This window comes from Capnocytophaga gingivalis ATCC 33624, from assembly GCF_000174755.1.
GTDB lineage: Bacteria > Bacteroidota > Bacteroidia > Flavobacteriales > Flavobacteriaceae > Capnocytophaga > Capnocytophaga gingivalis.
Genome location: NZ_ACLQ01000018.1, coordinates 78,117 through 95,876, shown reverse-complemented (window position 1 = coordinate 95,876; position 17,760 = coordinate 78,117). Strand labels below are relative to the sequence as shown.

Below are 17,760 nucleotides of genomic sequence, written 5' to 3'. Positions count from 1 at the left end.
AAAAATCCCGATTTTTTATTCATTCATAGTCATGAGAAACTCATTGTTATCTGTTGTTTTTTTCACTCTATCATGGATAAATTCCATAGCTTCTACTACATTCATTTCTGAAAGATACTTACGAACAATCCACATACGCTGAAGTGTCTTTTCATCCTGCAATAGGTCATCACGACGCGTAGAGGAGTCTATCAGATCAATCGCAGGGAATATACGCTTGTTGGCTATACGTCTGTCCAATTGCAATTCCATATTACCTGTACCCTTGAACTCTTCAAAAATCACATCGTCCATTTTGGAACCAGTATCGGTAAGTGCTGTAGCAATAATAGAGAGAGAGCCACCTTTTTCTATATTTCGCGCAGCTCCAAAAAAGCGTTTTGGACGGTGTAGCGCATTGGCATCGAGCCCCCCTGTAAGTACTTTCCCTGAAGAAGGCTGTACTGTATTATAAGCACGAGCCAAGCGGGTAATAGAATCCAAGAGAATAACCACATCATGCCCACACTCTACCAAGCGTTTTGCTTTTTCCAATACAATATTAGCGATCTTGACATGTTCGGTAGCTTCTTTGTCAAAGGTAGAGGAGATGATCTCCCCTCTTACACTTCTTTGCATATCAGTTACCTCTTCTGGACGTTCATCGATGAGTAATACCATCAAGTATACCTCTGGATGATTGTCTGATATTGCATTGGCAATATCCTTAAGCAGTGTTGTTTTCCCTGTTTTAGGCTGAGCCACAATCATTCCTCGTTGTCCTTTTCCGATAGGTGCAAAAAGGTCTATAATACGAGTAGAAGTAGAACTTCTTCTGCCCGATAGATTGAATTTTTCATTAGGGAATATTGGAGTAAGATTGTCAAAAGACACCCTATCGCGTACCGATTGAGGATCACATCCATTGATTTTAAGCACTTTAATCAAGGGATAGTATTTCTCTCCTTCCTTAGGAGGGCGTACAGTCCCCAATACTGTATCTCCAGTACGGAGACCAAAGAGGCGTATCTGAGAAGGAGATACATAGATATCATCGGGAGAAGCCAAGTAATTAAAGTCCGAAGAGCGAAGGAAACCATAGCCGTCAGCAACAAGTTCGAAAACCCCTTCACAACTCTACAATCCCTTCAAATTCGAAATCAGGAGAACGGTAGCGATTCTTCTTTTCCTTATCATAATTCTCCCCATTATTTACCTTAGGAGAGGTATTATAAGGAGTATTGTTTTGATTGGTATTATTGTTACTTACAGTAGAATTCTCTATAGGAGCATTGGCAGTTACCTCTTTACGTTCCTGCTTTGGGAAATTATTATTTCCTTTTTTATCTTTATTGGGTGTATATTTCCCTTTGCCTTCACCCTTTCCTTGAGCATCATTTTTTTTCTTTGGAGCAGGAGCACCCGTATCCTTGGCTGGAGTATCTTGTGGTTTTGGAGTATTTTCCTTAGGCAGAGGGGTATTATTTTTAGATTTTTCCTTTTTGGGATGTACTTCTTTTGTTTTAGGCGTTCCCTGTGGAGTAGTCACCTGTGGAGTAGGAGCTTCTTGTTCTTTATTATTTTTTGGAGTTTTTGTTTTTTTCTCTTTTTCCTTAGGCAAGGATTCTTTGGCTGGGGTAATCAGAGAAGGGTTTTCTGCTTGGAAATCTATAATACGATAGATAAGCTCTTCTTTTTTAAGGGTTTTTGTTTTTTTCATCCCTAAAGATTGTGCAATTTCTTGCAAATCAGGAAGTTTCTTCTCCTTTAAATCGGAAATTTCAAACATATATTGGTAAGTTGATATGAGTTGTTGTTGATAGAAAGTTTGCTTATATGAATATTGCAGCCGTATTGTACACTGCTCTTAGATAAGCCATCAAATAAGATAGAATATTTCTTCAAGGATGGTGTCACTTTGGAACTATACAGAGGAATTACCTATCCCTGAAATACTTAATTTTGAGATTGCAAAGGTACATATTTTTTTTTGAAAAAAATTTTTTATAAAAATTTTTTTCACTATCTTTGCCACTCATAAATCAATAAGATGATACAGCGTATACAAACCATTTATCTATTGATTGTCAGCATCATAAGTGGAGTTTTTTCTTTCTATAGTATAGGAGATTGGACTACTTTGGGGCTCTTAGGAGTCAGTTGCCTGCTGGCAATAACAAGTATTTTTCTTTTTAAGAACCGCCAAAACCAATTTGTTTTAAATAGAATCAACATTTTGTGTAACCTTATTTTACTAGGTGTATTCTCGTGGAGGGTGCTACAATCATCTGGAGAAAATTCTTTTTCTGAGAAAGGTGTTCAGCTCGTAGTTCCATTCATTTCTATCGTATTTTTGTATTTGGCCAATCGTGCCATTCACAGGGACGAAGAATTGGTAAAATCGGCAGACCGCCTGCGATAATACTGAGTAACTTTGTGTGTTGTCCTATCCTACTTAGGTGAGTAGGATAGGATTTTTTTTACACTGAATCAAAAAAAGCCACCCAAAAGGGTGGCCTCCATATAAATATGGAAAAACTATAAACTTAGATAAGAAGCTTTTTTGAATTTTTTAACCAAATCCTTAGGAGCTCCTTTTTGGTTTACCAAAATAGCTATGGTCTTATAGCGAACATAGTCCTTACTTGCGTAAAGATAACCTTTGTTATCATTTTCAGTTCCCCAAGAGTTCTTTACAATATAGTATTCCCTACCATTCTGATCTTTGGCAAGTCCTACGATATGCATAGAGTGGTCATCGAGGGTCTGGTAATTATCAAAAGCCTGTTGGCGCATTTGAGGAGTAATCGTTTTTTCCTTCCAATAAGTATGATAATAATTTTCCTGTTCTGCTGGGTTGAGGTTATCAAAATCTTTTTCAGGAACGATTGCCAGACCATTCTTCCAGCTGAAGAATTTTTCAGATACATCGGCTTCCCAACCTACTGTATAGCCTTTGCTCAAAGCATAGTCAATGGTAGTGATGAAATCCTCCATATTCACATTGAAAGCATAGTCATAGCTCCAGTTGTCAGGTACAGCCATTAGTACATTCTGGTACTTAGGTCTGTCCTCTACGGAAATCATTTCGATGTATTTTTCATCCTCCAAGCCTACATATTCTTTGGCAAAAGAGTGAGCGTCATACATCTTACCATTATACATAAAGGTCTTGGGCACGGCACCTAAGTAAGTATCCATTTTTTTCTCAAAGACTTCCTTCCAATCGCTTGGGAGCTTTTTCATCTTGACAAGCTGTTCCAAGTATGGTTTTAAGTCTTTTTGCATCTCATCGAAATTATTATAGGTTGCTCCATTGATAAGCCCTGTGTAGGCCGACTGAGGAATCACCCCATACTTACGATAGCTATTAATCACATCATGAGGTTCTCCCCCATCGCCCCAGTTGAGCGCGCCATGCATACGTACATAATTAATCGCCTTATCCAAATAGATCTTACGTGCGGTATAGATTTCGGCCAAATCCACAGGTTGTTTTTTCTTCTTCAAGGCTTCTGATTCCAAGAAAGAAGACCCAGCATAGCTCCAGCAAGTACCACTCCAACCCTGATTCTTCACCTCAGTAGCATCCAAGGCTAATATCGGTTTGATTTGGTAATACTTTTGTATATCTGTTCCTTTGTTATTGGCCAATGCGTTGATCAAGTTCTCCTGAGCAAAGGCTTGTCCTGCACCAAGGAGTACAAGAACAGAAAAAAATCTTTGTATCATCATATAGCAATTTAGGTTTTGATATCTCAAACAGTGTCAAGAAAAGATTTTACTAGCTTATATAAGGAGCTTTTTTGAACTTTCTAACCAAATCCTTAGGAGTACCTTTCTGATTCACTATAATGTTCATAGTTTTGTAACGAACATAGTTTTTGCTTACATATAGGTATCCTTTGTTATCATTGCTAGTTCCCCAAGAGTTCTTTACTATGTAATATTCTCTTCCTTTTTGGTCTTTGGCAAGTCCAACGATTTGCATAGCATGATCATCGGTAGTTTCATAGTTATCGAAAGCTTCTTGACGCATCTGAGGAGTGATTTGTTTTTCATTCCAATATACATGGAAATAGTCTTTTTGTTCTGCTTCGCTGAGGTCTTTGTAATCTTTCTCAGGAACAAGTGCTAAACCATTTCTCCAGCTAAAAGATTTTTCAGAAACATCGGCTCCCCAACCTACTGTATACCCTTTGCTTAGTGCATAGTCAATAGTACGGATAAGATCTTCCATAGTGACATTGAAAGCATATTCGTAGCACCAGTTATCAGGAACAGCCATGAGGGTATTGCAATACTTAGGACGGCTTTCGATGGAGATAAGGCTCATGTATTTTTCATCCTGTAGGCCTACTACTTCCTTACCAAAAGTCTCTGGAGTATACATTTTTCCATTATACATAAAGGTCTTAGGTACTGCTCCCAAATAAGAGTCCATTTTTTGTTCGAAGACTTCTTTCCAGTTAGCAGGTACTTTTTCTGAAGCTACAATTTCTTTAAGATATGCTTCTAGATCTTTCTGCATTTCCTTGAAATTGTTCTTAGTAGCGCCATTGATAAGTCCTGTATAAGCAGACTGAGGTACAGCTCCATATTTGCGATACATATTGATCACATCATGCATTTCTCCCCCATCAGCCCAAGTAAGAGCTCCATGCATACGGAGGTAGTTGATGGCTTTTTCCAAATACACCTTACGAGCGGTATAGATTTCAGCCAAGTCTACAGGTTGCTTTTTCTTTTTGATCATTTCTGATTCCAAGAAAGAAGACCCTGCATAGCTCCAGCAAGTTCCACTGTGTCCCTGATCCTTCACATCGGTAACCCCTACTGCGAAAACAGGTTTGATCTGATAGTACTTTTGTACATCTTTTCCTTGATTGTTGGCCAATGCGTTGATAAGATTATCCTGAGCAAAAGCCTGACTGATACTCATTAAAGCGAGTACTGAAAGTATTTTCTCTCTCATAATTAATAATTTAGAATACTATTTATTTGATATTTGTGTAATTTTTCTCGTCCTTTTAAGAAAGCTATTTCCATCAAAAAAGAGCACCGTACGACCTCTCCTCCAAGTCTTTCTACCAGCTTAGCAGCGGCTAAGGCCGTTCCTCCAGTGGCTAAGACATCATCATGTACCAAGACCTTTTCCCCTTGGAGTATGGCATCGGTATGTATTTCTAAGCTACTGTGTCCGTACTCCAAATCATAACTCTCACTGATGGTTTCTGCTGGCAGTTTCCCTGGTTTTCTTACAGGAATAAAGCCCACTTGCAGGGCTTGTGCTAAGAGCATCCCAAAGAGAAAACCTCGGCTTTCGATCCCAGCAACCTTGTCTATTTTCAACCCTTTGAGAGGCTCTATGAGTTGTTGTAGCACTTTCTGAGTAATCTGAGGATTTCTCAGCAGAGGTGTTATGTCCTTGAATACTACACCCTTTTTAGGGAAATCATATACATTTCTTACAAAGTCTTCTATTTCTATATCATTCATTTACTTAACTCTTTATCTCTAAATTATATTTTTATGCAAAGATACGTTTTTTCCTTGAAATAACCTACATGAATCAATAATAATTTATTGTATGAGTCCGTCTACAATACGTATGATTCGCTGGGTCTGTGCAGCAATATCCTCTTCATGGGTTACAATCACAATAGTAGTTCCCCTTTGGTTAATTTCTTTAAAGATTTGCATCACCTCATTAGTAGTTTTGGAATCCAGCTGACCTGTAGGTTCGTCGGCAAGAAGCAAGGGAGCATCGGCAATAAGAGCCCGTGCTATAGCCACACGCTGGCGCTGTCCTCCGGAGAGTTCATTAGGAAAGTGCTTTGCCCAATTGGCAATCCCCAAGGGCTCGAGCTTCTCCATGGCTTTTTGTTCACGCTCCTTCTTGGAAACATTTTGATAGAACAAAGGAAGAGCTACATTCTCTACTACATTCTTATAAGAAATAAGATTAGCCGCTTGGAAGACAAAACCTATATTCCGACTACGATAAGCGGAACGCTCTATACTGTCCAAGTTCTTCATATCCTTATTATCAAACAGATAGGTACCACTATCATAAGTATCCAGCAAACCAATAATATTCATCAAGGTAGATTTCCCTGAACCTGATGCACCCATGATAGAAACCATTTCTCCTTTTTCTATTTCCAAATTGATTCCTTTTAGCACCTGAAGGGTATCATACTCAGTACGATAAGCCTTCTTTATATCAGTTAGCTGAATCATTTTGTACAATTTTATCATCCTTGGTAAGCCCTTGAGTTATTTCTGTATATTTACCATCAGAGATACCCAATTCGATATACTTTTTCTCTATCTTTTCACCCTTTTTTACCCACACATAAGTAGAATCATTTCTATAAGTAATGTATTTTTCCTCAATGCTAGGTACATTTTTCTTACTACTGAGCACAATTTCCGCAGTAGCTGAGTATCCAGAGCGAATCACTGGCATCTGTGAGTTTACAGGAAATTCAGCCTCAAGGGTATACTTCATAATTCCATTTTCTAAAGTACCCTTAGAAGATATTTTAGTAATTTTTGCCTTGGTATTAAGATCCTTATAAGCATTGAAGGCTAAAGATATGCTATCTCCTAAGTGTATATTCTCCAAATATTGTTCGGCCAATTGGGTACGGAAGATAAATTGCCCCATTTTGGCCAAGATAGCCACTGTAATACCAGAGTTCAGTGTATTTCGTTCTATGACAGAAGCCCCTTCTTCCAAAGGAAGATCTATCACTGTACCTGAGATACTGGACTTGACGATGTTCGAAGTCTCCTTCTTGCCCACTACCTTGCCCGTTTTTTGGATAGCCAACTGATTCTGAGCGGATAAAAGCTGTTCCCTAGCGGTACCATATTCCCTCTGAGCACTTTCCATAGCTGCTTGAGAGATTGTCTGTGCCTGAAAAAGTTTCTGTGAACGCTCGTAAGAGAGCTTGGCAGCATCATAATTGATCTGTGCCATCTTGACATTGTTCTCCAAACGCTCAAGTTCCAAGGTACTTGGTACCAGACTGATAGAAGCCACAGGAGATCCCTCTTGTACCACATCTCCTATCTTGACAAAGATTTTATCCAATACCCCTGAGAGTTGGGATTTTAGCTCGATTTCTTTCACGGGATATACATTGCCTGGGATGTATATCTCCTCTTTGATATCCCTATTTTCAATACTTGTGGTAGAAGTAGTTTCCTTAGGGGCAGACTGGCTAAACCAGAAATAAGCCAATATCCCCAATACCAATAGGGCTAAGATAAAAAGAATTTTTTTTCGTTTCATAAAAAGATTTTTTATAAGTTTTGAGTTTTGAATTTTGAGTTTTATGTTTTTAAGGATTGAAGTAAGAATTATATTTGTCCCCTTCTCCCCTTCCCCTAAAGAGGAAACTTATCATTTTTCACTTCTTCTCACTTCTACCTTTTCTCGCTCCCCAAAAAGGTTCAATCGGCGTACCCAAGAAGTTTTCTTATATGAGATAAATATATCTATCGCCAAAAGAGCAAAGGCAATAGCTAAAAACCACTGGAACTGATCCTTATAATCGGAAAACACCTGAGATTCGTATTCATTTTTCTCTATGGTATCCAATGCTTTTTGTAAGGCATCCAAAACCTCCTTGGTATTGGCTCCATTGAAATATTTTCCTCCTCCTTCTTGTGCTATTTCCTCCAAGAGAGCTTGGTTCAGCTTGGTGATAACCACCTGTCCATTGTTATCTCTTTTAGCCACTATCTGCCCATTCTCACTCACAGGAATTGTAGCTCCTTGAGCTGTTCCCAATCCTATAGTAAAAAGGCGTATTCCCTTATCCTTAGCCTCCTGTATAACCGTATCCACCCCCTGCTGGTGATCCTCTCCATCGGAGAGAATGATAAGTATCTTGGAGGTCTGAGAACTCTCTTCAAAGTAATTGATAGCCATCTGGATAGCCTCTCCTATAGCTGTTCCTTGGGAGGAAAGCATATTGGTATTGATACCCTCCAGAAATATCTTGGCTGAGGAATAATCTGAGGTCAGTGGCAACTGTGGATAAGCCTGTGCTGCATAAGGAATGAAAGCCACTCTATCGCCATGGAGTACCTCTATAAGCTGGGAGATGATATGCTTTGCCTTTTCGATACGATTGGGCTTGACATCTTCGGCAAGCATACTCTTGGAAACATCAATAGCAAAGACAATATCGACCCCTTCCCTTTTGACTGTCTCCAACTTAGTCCCTACCTTGGGATTGGCAAGGGCTATGACAATGAAGACAAAAACCAAAGCAAAGAAAACCAACTTCACCCATGGCTTAAAAAAAGAGCGCTGAGGCACCAAGCGGGAGAAAGTAGCTTTCTGAGCAAAGTGCTTACTGGCTTTTGCTTTCCAAAACTGTACTCCAAAATAGAGTAACACAATCAAGGGAAGTAGTAATAATAAGTAAAAATATATCTTTTCTTCTATGTGTATCATACAAAACTTCTAAAAATAGTATGTCTTAATCCAAATTCGCCTACAAGAAAAACCAAGGCTAAGATAGCCCATAGGCGAAAGTTTTCTTGATGTTGGTAGTATTTTAGTTCTTCTATTTTAGATTTTTCTAACTTATCAATCTCGGTGTAGATCTGTGCTAACTTGTTATTATCGGTAGCCCTGAAGTACTTTCCTCCGGTAATTTTTGATATTTCAGCTAATAATTTTTCATCTATCTCCACTGGTACCATATCATACTGAAAGGAGCCATCAGGATTATAAGCTACAGGAGAGAGTGCTTTTCCATTGGTCCCTATTCCTATAGTATAGACACGGATTCCATATTCTTTGGCCAATTCAGCAGCACTAAGCGGGTCTATCACCCCCGTATTATTAACCCCATCGGTCATTAGGATAATCACCTTACTTTTGGTCTTGCTATCCTTAAGCCTATTGATGGCCGTACCCAAGCCCATTCCTATGGCTGTACCATCCTCTATTTCTCCTTGCCTAATCTCCTTAAGAGCTTGTAGTACAATAGATTTATCAGTCGTAGCAGGTACTTTTGTATAGCTTTCTCCCGAATAGACAACAATCCCTATACGATCAGAAGCACGCTGCTGGATAAACTGAGCAGCGACTCTCTTAAGCGCTTCTATTCTGTTGGGTTTGAGGTCTTTGGCAAGCATACTGGAGGACATATCTATTGAGAGGATTATATCAATCCCCTCAGTGGTTTTTGTCTTGGTAATTTCTGAAGAAGAGCGAGGGCGTGCCAAGGCAATTATCAAGCAAACCAAGGACAACCCTCGAAGGATATACAATATAGGTCTTAGCCGTGTACGCCATGTAGAAACAGACCTTACTCCCTGCAAAGAGGAGAAAAGTACAGAAGGAATTTCTTTTTTTCGCCCAATCCACAGCCACCCCACAAGAAGAGGAAAAAGTAGAAAAAGCCAAAAAAATTCAGGATTCACAAAGGTTATATCTTTCATTTCTATTTTATGGAAAACATCTGTGTTTTCAAGGTTCAAAGTTACTATTTTTTTTGGAAGTTTTCAAGAAAAAAATCATTTTTTTTCCTTACTATACCCCCTAAAAAAAGCTACCCTTGTAGGATAGCTTTTGTTCTTCAAACTATTTAAAATTAGTTTACTGCATTAGATAGTTCAGTTCCAGCTTTGAACTTCACTACTTTTTTAGCAGGTATTTTGATAGTTTTACCTGTCTGAGGATTTCTTCCTTCACGGGCAGCTTTTTCAGTTACTGACCAAGAACCAAATCCTACCAAAGAGATTTTATCTCCCTTTTTTAAGGTTTTTTCTACGGTTGCTAAAAAAGCTTCTAAGGCCTTTTTTGCATCGGCTTTTGAAAGTCCAGCCTCTTGTGCAATAGCGTCGATGAGTTCTGTCTTGTTCATAAAATTAAATACTTAAATCGTTAAATACAGTACAAAAGTAATATTTTTATTGAGAAAACAATCACTTCAACAAGAAAAATATTTGAAAATGAGCAACTTTATCTTTTTATTTGTTTTTATTATATGTTTTTATGAATTAAAAGCATACATATCTAAGCAAAAAAATCCCCCTCTGTGAAGTGAAATCCGTTCAAAAACTCCTGAGCAGTCATTCTTTTTTTGGACGGGAACTGCAATATTTCAATCTGTAAAAACCCTCCTCGGACAGCTACTTCTATTTTTTTATGCTGCAAGCGAATACTTCCTATCTTAAGAGTATGGGGCTCGTCTACAGGAGTAGCTTCATAGATCTTTATCGCATATTCCTCTCCCTGATGATGGAGCCATGCCCATGCTGTAGGATAGGGAGCCATGCCACGTACAAAACGATCTATCTCGCAGAGGGATTTTTCCCAAGGAATACGAGAGGTTTCTTTGTGTATCTTGGGGGCTTCCTTAGGCATCACCTCCTTAGGTTGAGGCTTGGCTACGGCCTGCCCTGAGGCGATGAGAGCCAAGGTCTGCACCACCAGATCGGCACCTACTGTCATGAGCTTATCATGGAGTGTTCCTGCGGTCTCACGAGGAGCAATAGTCACTTCCTTCTTCAGGAGGATAGCCCCAGTATCTATCTGGTCATCAATGAGAAAAGTAGTCACTCCTGTAGTGGTTTCTCCATTGATAATTGCCCAATTAATAGGAGCTGCCCCTCGATAGTCTGGAAGCAAAGAAGCATGTAGGTTAAAAGTACCTTTGGAAGGCATCTGCCAGACAACCTTAGGAAGCATACGAAAAGCCACTACCACTTGTACATCGGCCTGAAACTCCTTAAGTGTTGCCAAAAAAGCCTCATCCCTGAGGGAAATAGGCTGCAAAACCGGAATCTGCTGAGAGAGTGCATACTTCTTGACAGAGGATTCTTGCAACTTCTGCCCACGCCCCGCGGGCTTATCGGCTACTGTTACTACGGCTACTACTTGTAACCCTTCCTCTACCATTCTTTGGAGTACCCCTGTTGCAAAATCAGGAGTCCCCATAAATATAATACGTAAATCTTTCATCTGAAATTAGTTGTTAGTGTTAATGATTATTGGTATTCATCATTAAAGGATTCCATTAAGCTTAGAATGTAGCTTGGTTGTTTGTGTATCTGTAAGACTGGCTACATAGCAAGTAATGGCCAATATCTGCTCATAGAGTTTCTCTTCTTCTAAGAGATAGCGAGTAGGAACCGTCTTAAGAATAATATGGTCATAAGAAGAGGTCGTTCCATGCCACTTGTGATAGACCGCTGTAAAGTAGACCCTTAGCAAATGTTGAAGAATCGCATACCCTGCCAGCTCTTTCTCTACGACTTGAGGGGACTGATAGATATTGCTTACACTCAGGTCAATGATATCCTTAATCTGGTGCTTATACTTACTCTTTTCCAAAAGAGAAGTAGTAAAATCACCCCTAAGGAGGCTTTCCTCATTTTCCTCAAAGAGTGCCACCGTTTCTCCTATAAGGGTTCCTATAGAGAGCGCCCTGAGATAAGCGATTCTATCCTGCTTATGAGAGAGCTGATAGTATTTTTCGGTAATATTTTCTGGCTTAATCTTGCTGCCACGTATCAGCTGAATGAGATACTCCAAGGCATGTTCCTCGGGAATCCAACCTAAATTGATACCATCCTCGAAATCGATAAGAGTATAACAGATATCATCGGCTGCCTCGACCAAGAAGGCCAAAGGATGACGTACATAGCGTGCTTGATCTCCGTCCCCTATTGCCCTGAGGGAAAGTTCTTGGGCAACTTCGTGGAAAAAAGCCTTATCCGATTGGAAGATATTATACTTCTTGTCATAAACGGCTCCTGAGGGTTTTATAGGTAAGGATTCCTTAGGATATTTGATAAAAGTCCCCAAAGTAGCATAAGTAAGGCGCAAGCCCCCCTGTACCCCAGCTCTGCTTTCAGTAAGTATCTTAAAACCATTGGCATTGCCCTCGAAACTACATAGGTCAGCATATTCACGATCGGAAATCTGTCCCTTAAGTACACTCCCCTCATGATAGCGAAAGAAATCTCCTATAGCTTTTTCGCCACTATGTCCAAAGGGAGGATTCCCTATATCGTGCGCTAAAGCTGCCGAGGCAACAATGGTACCAAAATCATTCATTTGATAGCCCAACTCTTGTAAGTGAGGATACTTCTGGAGTACCTTTGCTCCTATGGCACGCCCTAAAGAGCGCCCCACAACGGAGACTTCCATACTATGGGTCAAGCGTGTATGTACAAATCCAGAACCAGAGAGGGGAATCACCTGAGTCTTGTCCTGTAGACTACGGAAAGCTCCAGAGAAGACAATGCGGTCGTAATCCACATCATAGCTTAGTCGTGTAGGATCTTCTTGCTCTCGTGAGCGGGTTTTAGTATCTCCTTGTTTACGCAAGGAAAGTAGATGTTGCCAGTCCATCATTTGAGTTTTTAATTTTGAGTTTTTAATTTTGAATTGTAATAACTGTTTGCAGCTTACTGTTCACTGCTCACTGTTCACTGTTCACTGATTAATAGGATATATTTTAGGATGCTTAATTGCTTCTATCAGAGAGGTGGCTCTCTGGGCTATTGTCTTATCTTCGGAAGTAGTGAAACGCTGAAGCAAAGGGATATTTGCTTCTAATAATTCCATAATAGCCACGTGGTAATAGTGTCGGTCTAAGGATTTGATAAGTTTTAAAAACTCTTCATCCATAGTGCCATCATAAGCATCATTGAATAGTTTTTCTTTGTAGGCTTCATATTTGGCAACTTTTCCTTTAGTAGCTTTAAAATCTTTAGCTTGTGGAGACTGAGAGCTATAATTTGCAGCCTCAAAAAGTGTGAGCATATCACGTAATAGTATTGCTTTGTCCGCTTTATCCTCTTCTAACAAAGCGAGATAAAATCTCATTCCCCAAGGAGAGAGCTTTATCAGCCACGCTTGTGATTCAAAACTATAGATAAGGTTTTGATAGTCTTTTTCAGTGGCTACTCCATCAAGTATTTTTACTATACTTTGCTTTACTATATTGGCATTGGTTTCGTAAGGAGTACCAAATCTTCGCCACGGGAAATTTTTAATTAGCTGTTGTAAGTCCATTTGTTATAGTCTTAAGAAAGTACCTTCCCAAATGCTTCAGAGAATTTGGTAGGGGTAAATTGAATAATTTGATAGGCAGCTATTCGATGCTCGTGAAAAGGATCTTGAGCAATGATGTCCAGTATTTCTTCCTTACTGCCAGCTTTACACAAAATTACCCCACCCTTGCGAGGCACTTGTGCTCCTGAAGCAATAAAATGCCCTGAAGTATAATACCTATCTAAATAAGCACGATGGGCTTCTAAGTGTTTTTCAACCTCTGAAAGGTCTTTTTGATACGTTAAAATAATGACATACATAATCTTTAGTTCTTAGTCGTTAGTTCTTCATTCTTCACCACATACGCAGCTGTGGGCACTCGCTGGCTACATTCTTCACTTTTCACCACATACCCAGCTGTGGACACTCGCTGGCTTCATTCTTCACTCCCTAAGGCGTTGTATTGGCTACTTGTAATACTTTTCCGTTGAATACTTCACCCCCATTCAAAGCAAAATTGGAGATGTAGCTTGCCATTTGCTGTGGGGAGGTATTAGCTTTATAATCAGGAAAGGCTTCAGTGAGCATCTCAGTCTGTACGGCTCCTAAGGCTAAGGTATTGAAAACGATACCACGCTCTTTGTACTCTTCGGCTAAAAGCTCCGATAGGGTAATCAAGGCACCTTTGGAGGAGCTATATGCTGCCAAACCACCGAACTTCAAGCTCCCTTGTATCCCTCCCATACTACTAATACTCACCACGTGTGAACCTTTCTCCATAAAAGGCAGTAGTTGTTGTGTGAGGTGTGCTACCCCAAATACATTCACTTTATATACTTCTAAAAAGTCGGTTTCTGTAAGGGATTCAAAAGATTTGTTGATAAGTTTGCCTGCGTTGTGAATCAAGATATCTACCTTTTGCCATTGCTCTTTTACAAACTGCGCTACGGCTTCTCTATCCGTAGCTAAGGTAATGTCAAAAGAGAAACAACGTACTTTGGGTAACTTCAGTGCTTCTATGGGAGCGGTATGCCGAGAAAGAGCTAAGATGTTATGCCCTTGCGATGCCAACTGTTGTACCAGTTCAAAGCCTATTCCTCGGCTGGTACCTGTGATGATAATGTTCTTCATTGTTTTAAAAGTTGTGCAAATATACAACTTTATTTCTTTTCTGAAGTAATTGATTGGTATATATCTATTCCAAGGTATTTTTGTACAAGCTGTACAAAGGTTTCTTCCTTTTCTTCAGAAAACCAATACAGTGCCGCAACAATATCGCGCAATGCTACTGCTTCCCTCCAATTGTCATAGGAAAACAATCGGGTATAGTGGCCTATTTCCTTCGGATCATAGCCCTTGCGGAATACCTCTTGGAGTTCTTGTATAAAACGCCGTTTGACTTCCAGTTGCTTGGGAGTTAGCTCTATGGGAGCATCCATTATTTTACCTCGGAATATATCCCACAACTCAAAGAATTTGTCCAAAGCCTCGCCTTCTGTTTCTGTTACCAATTCAAGAATTCCTATCGTTCCTCTGGAATCAAATATACTATATCGCTTTTGTATCCAGTGTTCAAAATCTCGTAATTCCTCATCAGTTTCATCACTCTCTTGGTGAATATCCCACCCTCCAAGAAATGCATTAAAGCACCGAAGACTATATTTGGATAAATAGGCAGAGGGATTTTCCCTGATAAGTTCCATCAGTTCTATAGTGGTCATTTCCTTATAAGATACTTTAGAAGATGGTGATTGAGAGCGGGGTTTTATATGACCTGAGGTATACTCTTTGTAGCATTCATCAAACAAGGTAAAGAAAAAATGTACCGCTTCTTCTTGAGTATCACATAGCAAAGAAAGCTGTTGTGCCCATAATTGTTCTTCTTCTAAGGCATATTTTTCCTTTAGCCAAGGATAGAAAACCTGTTGTAGGAATACCAAACCCTCGTCTTCGCTTTTACGCTGAAATGCCAAGCCGTCAAGAAAGGCTTTTAAGGAAAAAATATCATATTCCCCAATATACATTGGGGGTCGCTGTCCCATATATTTAAGAAGGTCTAAGGTGGTGATATCTATCATAATCAATCTTGTTTTATATTCCCCATAACGAAGCCTGTAATCTCTGAATATGAGGGTCTTCCACTACATCAATAATAGCTAAAGTATCAGCTGGAATACGGATATGATAAGTAAGTAATTCGCCTAATATATTTTGAAGCGCTAAAAAATATTCATCATAGACAATGAGTTTTTGAGCATTTTCAAATGCTTTAACAATAATCATATTTGAGGAACACTCCTCTTTCAGTTGACGAATAAACTCATTGGTAACCAATGCCATAATATCTTTCTCTGGGTGGTATATATCAATATTTAATTCCTCTTGAATAATTGCAGCGGCTTCTTTTTCAGTAAGAGGAGCTGCTCCATATATCCAATTATCGTCCCACATCTCCAACATTTCAATAACATCAAGTAAGCCATCAGGCATATCCATTTCTGCCCTTAAGCTAAATTGATAATTGTAAAGGGCGACTTTTTCCGCATTATAACCTTCTTTCCAAAGAGCTTGTAAGCCTTGTATATAATAGACAATGGCTTTTATTTCTTCTGAAGTCATTTTATTACATTTGTCTATTTCTAAATTTACTAATCAGCCTCACCAACTCTTCTGAAACCTTATATTTAAGAAGAAACAATACACTCATCCCCCCTACAAGCAAGGATTTCAAACCAATATTCACCAACGGGTGAAATAGAAAGTCCCAAAAGAAAAAGCCTCCTATCGCCACCAAACCAAAGAGAGTAGTCTGCAATGTTTCCTTATAAAAGGGTTGTAAGCCATACTTGCGATACACAAAAACCGACTTGAGTAGGTTATACGAAGTAAAGGCAATCAGAGTTGCTACGCCTGCCCCATTGATCCCATAAAGGGGAATCAGCCACCTATTCATCAGAACGGCACCTATCACTAAAAAAACGCCCAAAAATAGCACGGTGCGATAGTAGGGAGAATTCAGCAATACGGCATTGCTAAAACCTACTAAGGCATCGGAGAGCTTTACTACGGATATGATGATAAGCACCCAAAGCCCTGTGCTGTAATCCTTATCAGGCAAGAGGGCATAACACTGCTGGGCATTCACCACAATAAGCACACAAATGACCATACTCACAAAGTAGGTATTTACCGTACTGCGCTTATAGAGGTCTGCAAGTTCTTGAGGCTTCTGTTGGTTCATAAACTGTGCCGTTAGCGGACTCACTATTTGATACATACTGCGGTAAGGAATGGCAATCACTGTGGCGGTAAAGATAGCCACATTATACACCGCAATCTCACTAATAGGCAGGTATTGGTTGAGCATAAACTTATCTATGTCCATCAATACGGAAGCTACCGAACCTGATAAAATCACAAACAAACTGTATAAAAAGACTTCCTTTTTCCCCTGTGGTAGTCCCCAAGCAAAGGTAGGTCGGCGTACATAAAAAGCGGAAACAAACATCAAGAACATACGCAGGGCATACACCCAAAACACCCCCCACATTAGTTGATGAAAATCAATAACATCAAAGTAAATGGCTACTAATAGAAGCATCACCCCTACCCTATGGAATACCTCCTTGAGGAAATTGCCAAAGACTGTTTTGAGTTGTACTCGCATCCACGCGTAAGCTATCTCAAAATAGGCCATAGCCACCGCCGTAAGGAAGATAAGCCACACATACGGACGTACTTCTGTATTCTTTGCCGAAAGCCACTGAACAATTTGCTCATATGCCATACTTCCCAAAAGAGTAGCAGGGAGAATCACCAGTAATGGCAAAAGGCAAAGCATTAGGTTGAGTCTGCCTTGTTCCTGTCTATCGGTGTAAGCGGAGTAATAACGCACCCAAGTGTTGGACACCCCAAAGGCTATCAATGGAGAGAGAATCGTAGCAGTGGAAGTAACGTAGCTTACCAAACCATATTGTGCTTTGGAAAGAAAGTAAGTAAATAAGAAAAGGGTATTCAGTGCCCCTATGGCAAACCCAAGATAGGTAGCCACTACATTCTTAAGCGATTGTCGGAGTACGATGCCCATAATATTTTTCTTTTAATAATACTTTACAAATTTCTTATCCTGTAAGGCAGTGAGTTGTTCTGCTATAAGGGTATTCATATAGTTTTGAAGCTCTTCCCTGCTGTTATAAGTAGGTTTTGAGAGCCAATTGGGAAAGTCGAGGGTTTTATAATCTACTTCCTCATTGATGAGTTTTACAGCAGAAGCACTGGCAATAATTGCTATATGAATCCAAAGTTGAGAAGAGGCGGGATATTCATCTATTTCTTCTAAATCGTCTAAATTTTCATTAACAAAATAGAGTGATAAATATCGATGAAAATAGTAATCAAAAGCCTCCTGAGCTCCTTTGGTGCTTTTAAAATCGCTTACGGTTTTAAAATGAGAGAAACACGCTTTACGCTCTTCTGGAGATATGGTAGGTATAACTGCAATCAAACAAAAAGAATTTTCTATAGGATACCATAGATCAAAATTTTCGGCAAAAGGTACCGCAAGTACTTCTGGTAAGAAAGTTAGTAAGCCTTCGTATTGTTTGCTTACAAATAGACATCCTACAAGTTCATAAACAGTTTGTAGGTCTTTACTACTTTTGAGTGAAAACTTTTTGCGGATCTTTTCAAGGAGTTTTTGCTGTTTTACAGTAGTGCAATAAGGTGCTAAAATTTCTATATTCATT

18 protein-coding genes and 1 pseudogene are annotated in these 17,760 nt (G+C 39.5%); 1 reads left to right on the top strand and 18 read right to left on the bottom strand.

Annotated features, from left to right (window positions below):
* Positions 1-15 precede the first annotated feature (15 nt).
* A pseudogene (gene rho / locus CAPGI0001_RS06145) lies at positions 16-1,768 on the bottom strand (transcription termination factor Rho).
* A 261-nt stretch (positions 1,769-2,029) separates the two neighbouring features.
* Between rho and CAPGI0001_RS06140 the strand changes: the two are divergent.
* On the top strand, positions 2,030-2,401 hold the full coding sequence (locus tag CAPGI0001_RS06140) for a DUF4293 domain-containing protein (protein ID WP_002667904.1): 372 nt from the start codon (positions 2,030-2,032) through the stop codon (positions 2,399-2,401).
* Between the two features lie 116 nt (positions 2,402-2,517).
* On the opposite strand, the gene CAPGI0001_RS06135 is transcribed toward CAPGI0001_RS06140, so the two are convergent.
* From CAPGI0001_RS06135 to CAPGI0001_RS06055, 17 genes are all read right to left on the bottom strand, one after another.
* Complete coding sequence (locus CAPGI0001_RS06135; RefSeq protein WP_002667675.1) at positions 2,518-3,711, bottom strand: C1 family peptidase; 1,194 nt, start codon at positions 3,709-3,711, stop codon at positions 2,518-2,520.
* A gap of 52 nt (positions 3,712-3,763) precedes the next feature.
* Entirely contained in the window at positions 3,764-4,954 is a 1,191-nt protein-coding gene (locus CAPGI0001_RS06130) for a C1 family peptidase (RefSeq protein WP_002667834.1), read from the bottom strand.
* A 2-nt stretch (positions 4,955-4,956) separates the two neighbouring features.
* Entirely contained in the window at positions 4,957-5,469 is a 513-nt protein-coding gene (locus tag CAPGI0001_RS06125) for an adenine phosphoribosyltransferase (RefSeq protein ID WP_198541672.1), read from the bottom strand.
* A gap of 93 nt (positions 5,470-5,562) precedes the next feature.
* Complete coding sequence (locus tag CAPGI0001_RS06120; protein WP_002667727.1) at positions 5,563-6,222, bottom strand: ABC transporter ATP-binding protein; 660 nt, start codon at positions 6,220-6,222, stop codon at positions 5,563-5,565.
* The gene (locus tag CAPGI0001_RS06115) at positions 6,206-7,282 is read right to left on the bottom strand and encodes an efflux RND transporter periplasmic adaptor subunit (protein ID WP_002667843.1); all 1,077 of its coding nucleotides are present in this window, start codon (positions 7,280-7,282) and stop codon (positions 6,206-6,208) included. Before CAPGI0001_RS06115 ends, CAPGI0001_RS06120 begins: the two co-directional genes overlap by 17 nt.
* A gap of 111 nt (positions 7,283-7,393) precedes the next feature.
* Entirely contained in the window at positions 7,394-8,455 is a 1,062-nt protein-coding gene (locus CAPGI0001_RS06110; protein ID WP_002667706.1) for a VWA domain-containing protein, read from the bottom strand.
* Complete coding sequence (locus CAPGI0001_RS06105; RefSeq protein WP_002667868.1) at positions 8,452-9,450, bottom strand: vWA domain-containing protein; 999 nt, start codon at positions 9,448-9,450, stop codon at positions 8,452-8,454. The genes CAPGI0001_RS06110 and CAPGI0001_RS06105 overlap by 4 nt, the downstream gene beginning before the upstream one ends.
* Before the next feature lie 152 nt (positions 9,451-9,602).
* Positions 9,603-9,875: an HU family DNA-binding protein gene (locus CAPGI0001_RS06100; protein WP_002667689.1), complete on the bottom strand. Its 273-nt coding sequence runs from the start codon at positions 9,873-9,875 to the stop codon at positions 9,603-9,605.
* Between the two features lie 152 nt (positions 9,876-10,027).
* Positions 10,028-10,975 (bottom strand): methionyl-tRNA formyltransferase, encoded by a 948-nt coding sequence (gene fmt, locus CAPGI0001_RS06095; RefSeq protein WP_002667918.1) that lies wholly within the window; start codon positions 10,973-10,975, stop codon positions 10,028-10,030.
* A 42-nt stretch (positions 10,976-11,017) separates the two neighbouring features.
* Positions 11,018-12,370: a dGTP triphosphohydrolase gene (gene dgt / locus CAPGI0001_RS06090; RefSeq protein ID WP_211205496.1), complete on the bottom strand. Its 1,353-nt coding sequence runs from the start codon at positions 12,368-12,370 to the stop codon at positions 11,018-11,020.
* A gap of 84 nt (positions 12,371-12,454) precedes the next feature.
* Positions 12,455-13,036 carry a hypothetical protein gene (locus CAPGI0001_RS06085; RefSeq protein WP_002667908.1) on the bottom strand — a complete coding sequence of 194 codons (582 nt, stop codon included), beginning with the start codon at positions 13,034-13,036 and terminating at the stop codon, positions 12,455-12,457.
* Between the two features lie 11 nt (positions 13,037-13,047).
* Entirely contained in the window at positions 13,048-13,335 is a 288-nt protein-coding gene (locus CAPGI0001_RS06080; protein WP_002667724.1) for a YciI family protein, read from the bottom strand.
* Positions 13,336-13,465: 130 nt separating this feature from the next.
* On the bottom strand, positions 13,466-14,146 hold the full coding sequence (locus tag CAPGI0001_RS06075) for an SDR family NAD(P)-dependent oxidoreductase (protein WP_002667701.1): 681 nt from the start codon (positions 14,144-14,146) through the stop codon (positions 13,466-13,468).
* A gap of 29 nt (positions 14,147-14,175) precedes the next feature.
* Positions 14,176-15,093, bottom strand: coding sequence for a hypothetical protein (locus CAPGI0001_RS12605; RefSeq protein ID WP_002667710.1), 918 nt, complete (start codon positions 15,091-15,093; stop codon positions 14,176-14,178).
* Between the two features lie 13 nt (positions 15,094-15,106).
* Positions 15,107-15,634, bottom strand: coding sequence for an SH3 domain-containing protein (locus tag CAPGI0001_RS06065; RefSeq protein WP_002667726.1), 528 nt, complete (start codon positions 15,632-15,634; stop codon positions 15,107-15,109).
* Between the two features lie 4 nt (positions 15,635-15,638).
* Positions 15,639-17,102: a lipopolysaccharide biosynthesis protein gene (locus CAPGI0001_RS06060; RefSeq protein WP_002667822.1), complete on the bottom strand. Its 1,464-nt coding sequence runs from the start codon at positions 17,100-17,102 to the stop codon at positions 15,639-15,641.
* 12 nt (positions 17,103-17,114) lie between these two features.
* Entirely contained in the window at positions 17,115-17,759 is a 645-nt protein-coding gene (locus tag CAPGI0001_RS06055; protein ID WP_002667664.1) for a DUF6707 family protein, read from the bottom strand.
* Between the last annotated feature and the right edge of the window lies 1 nt (position 17,760).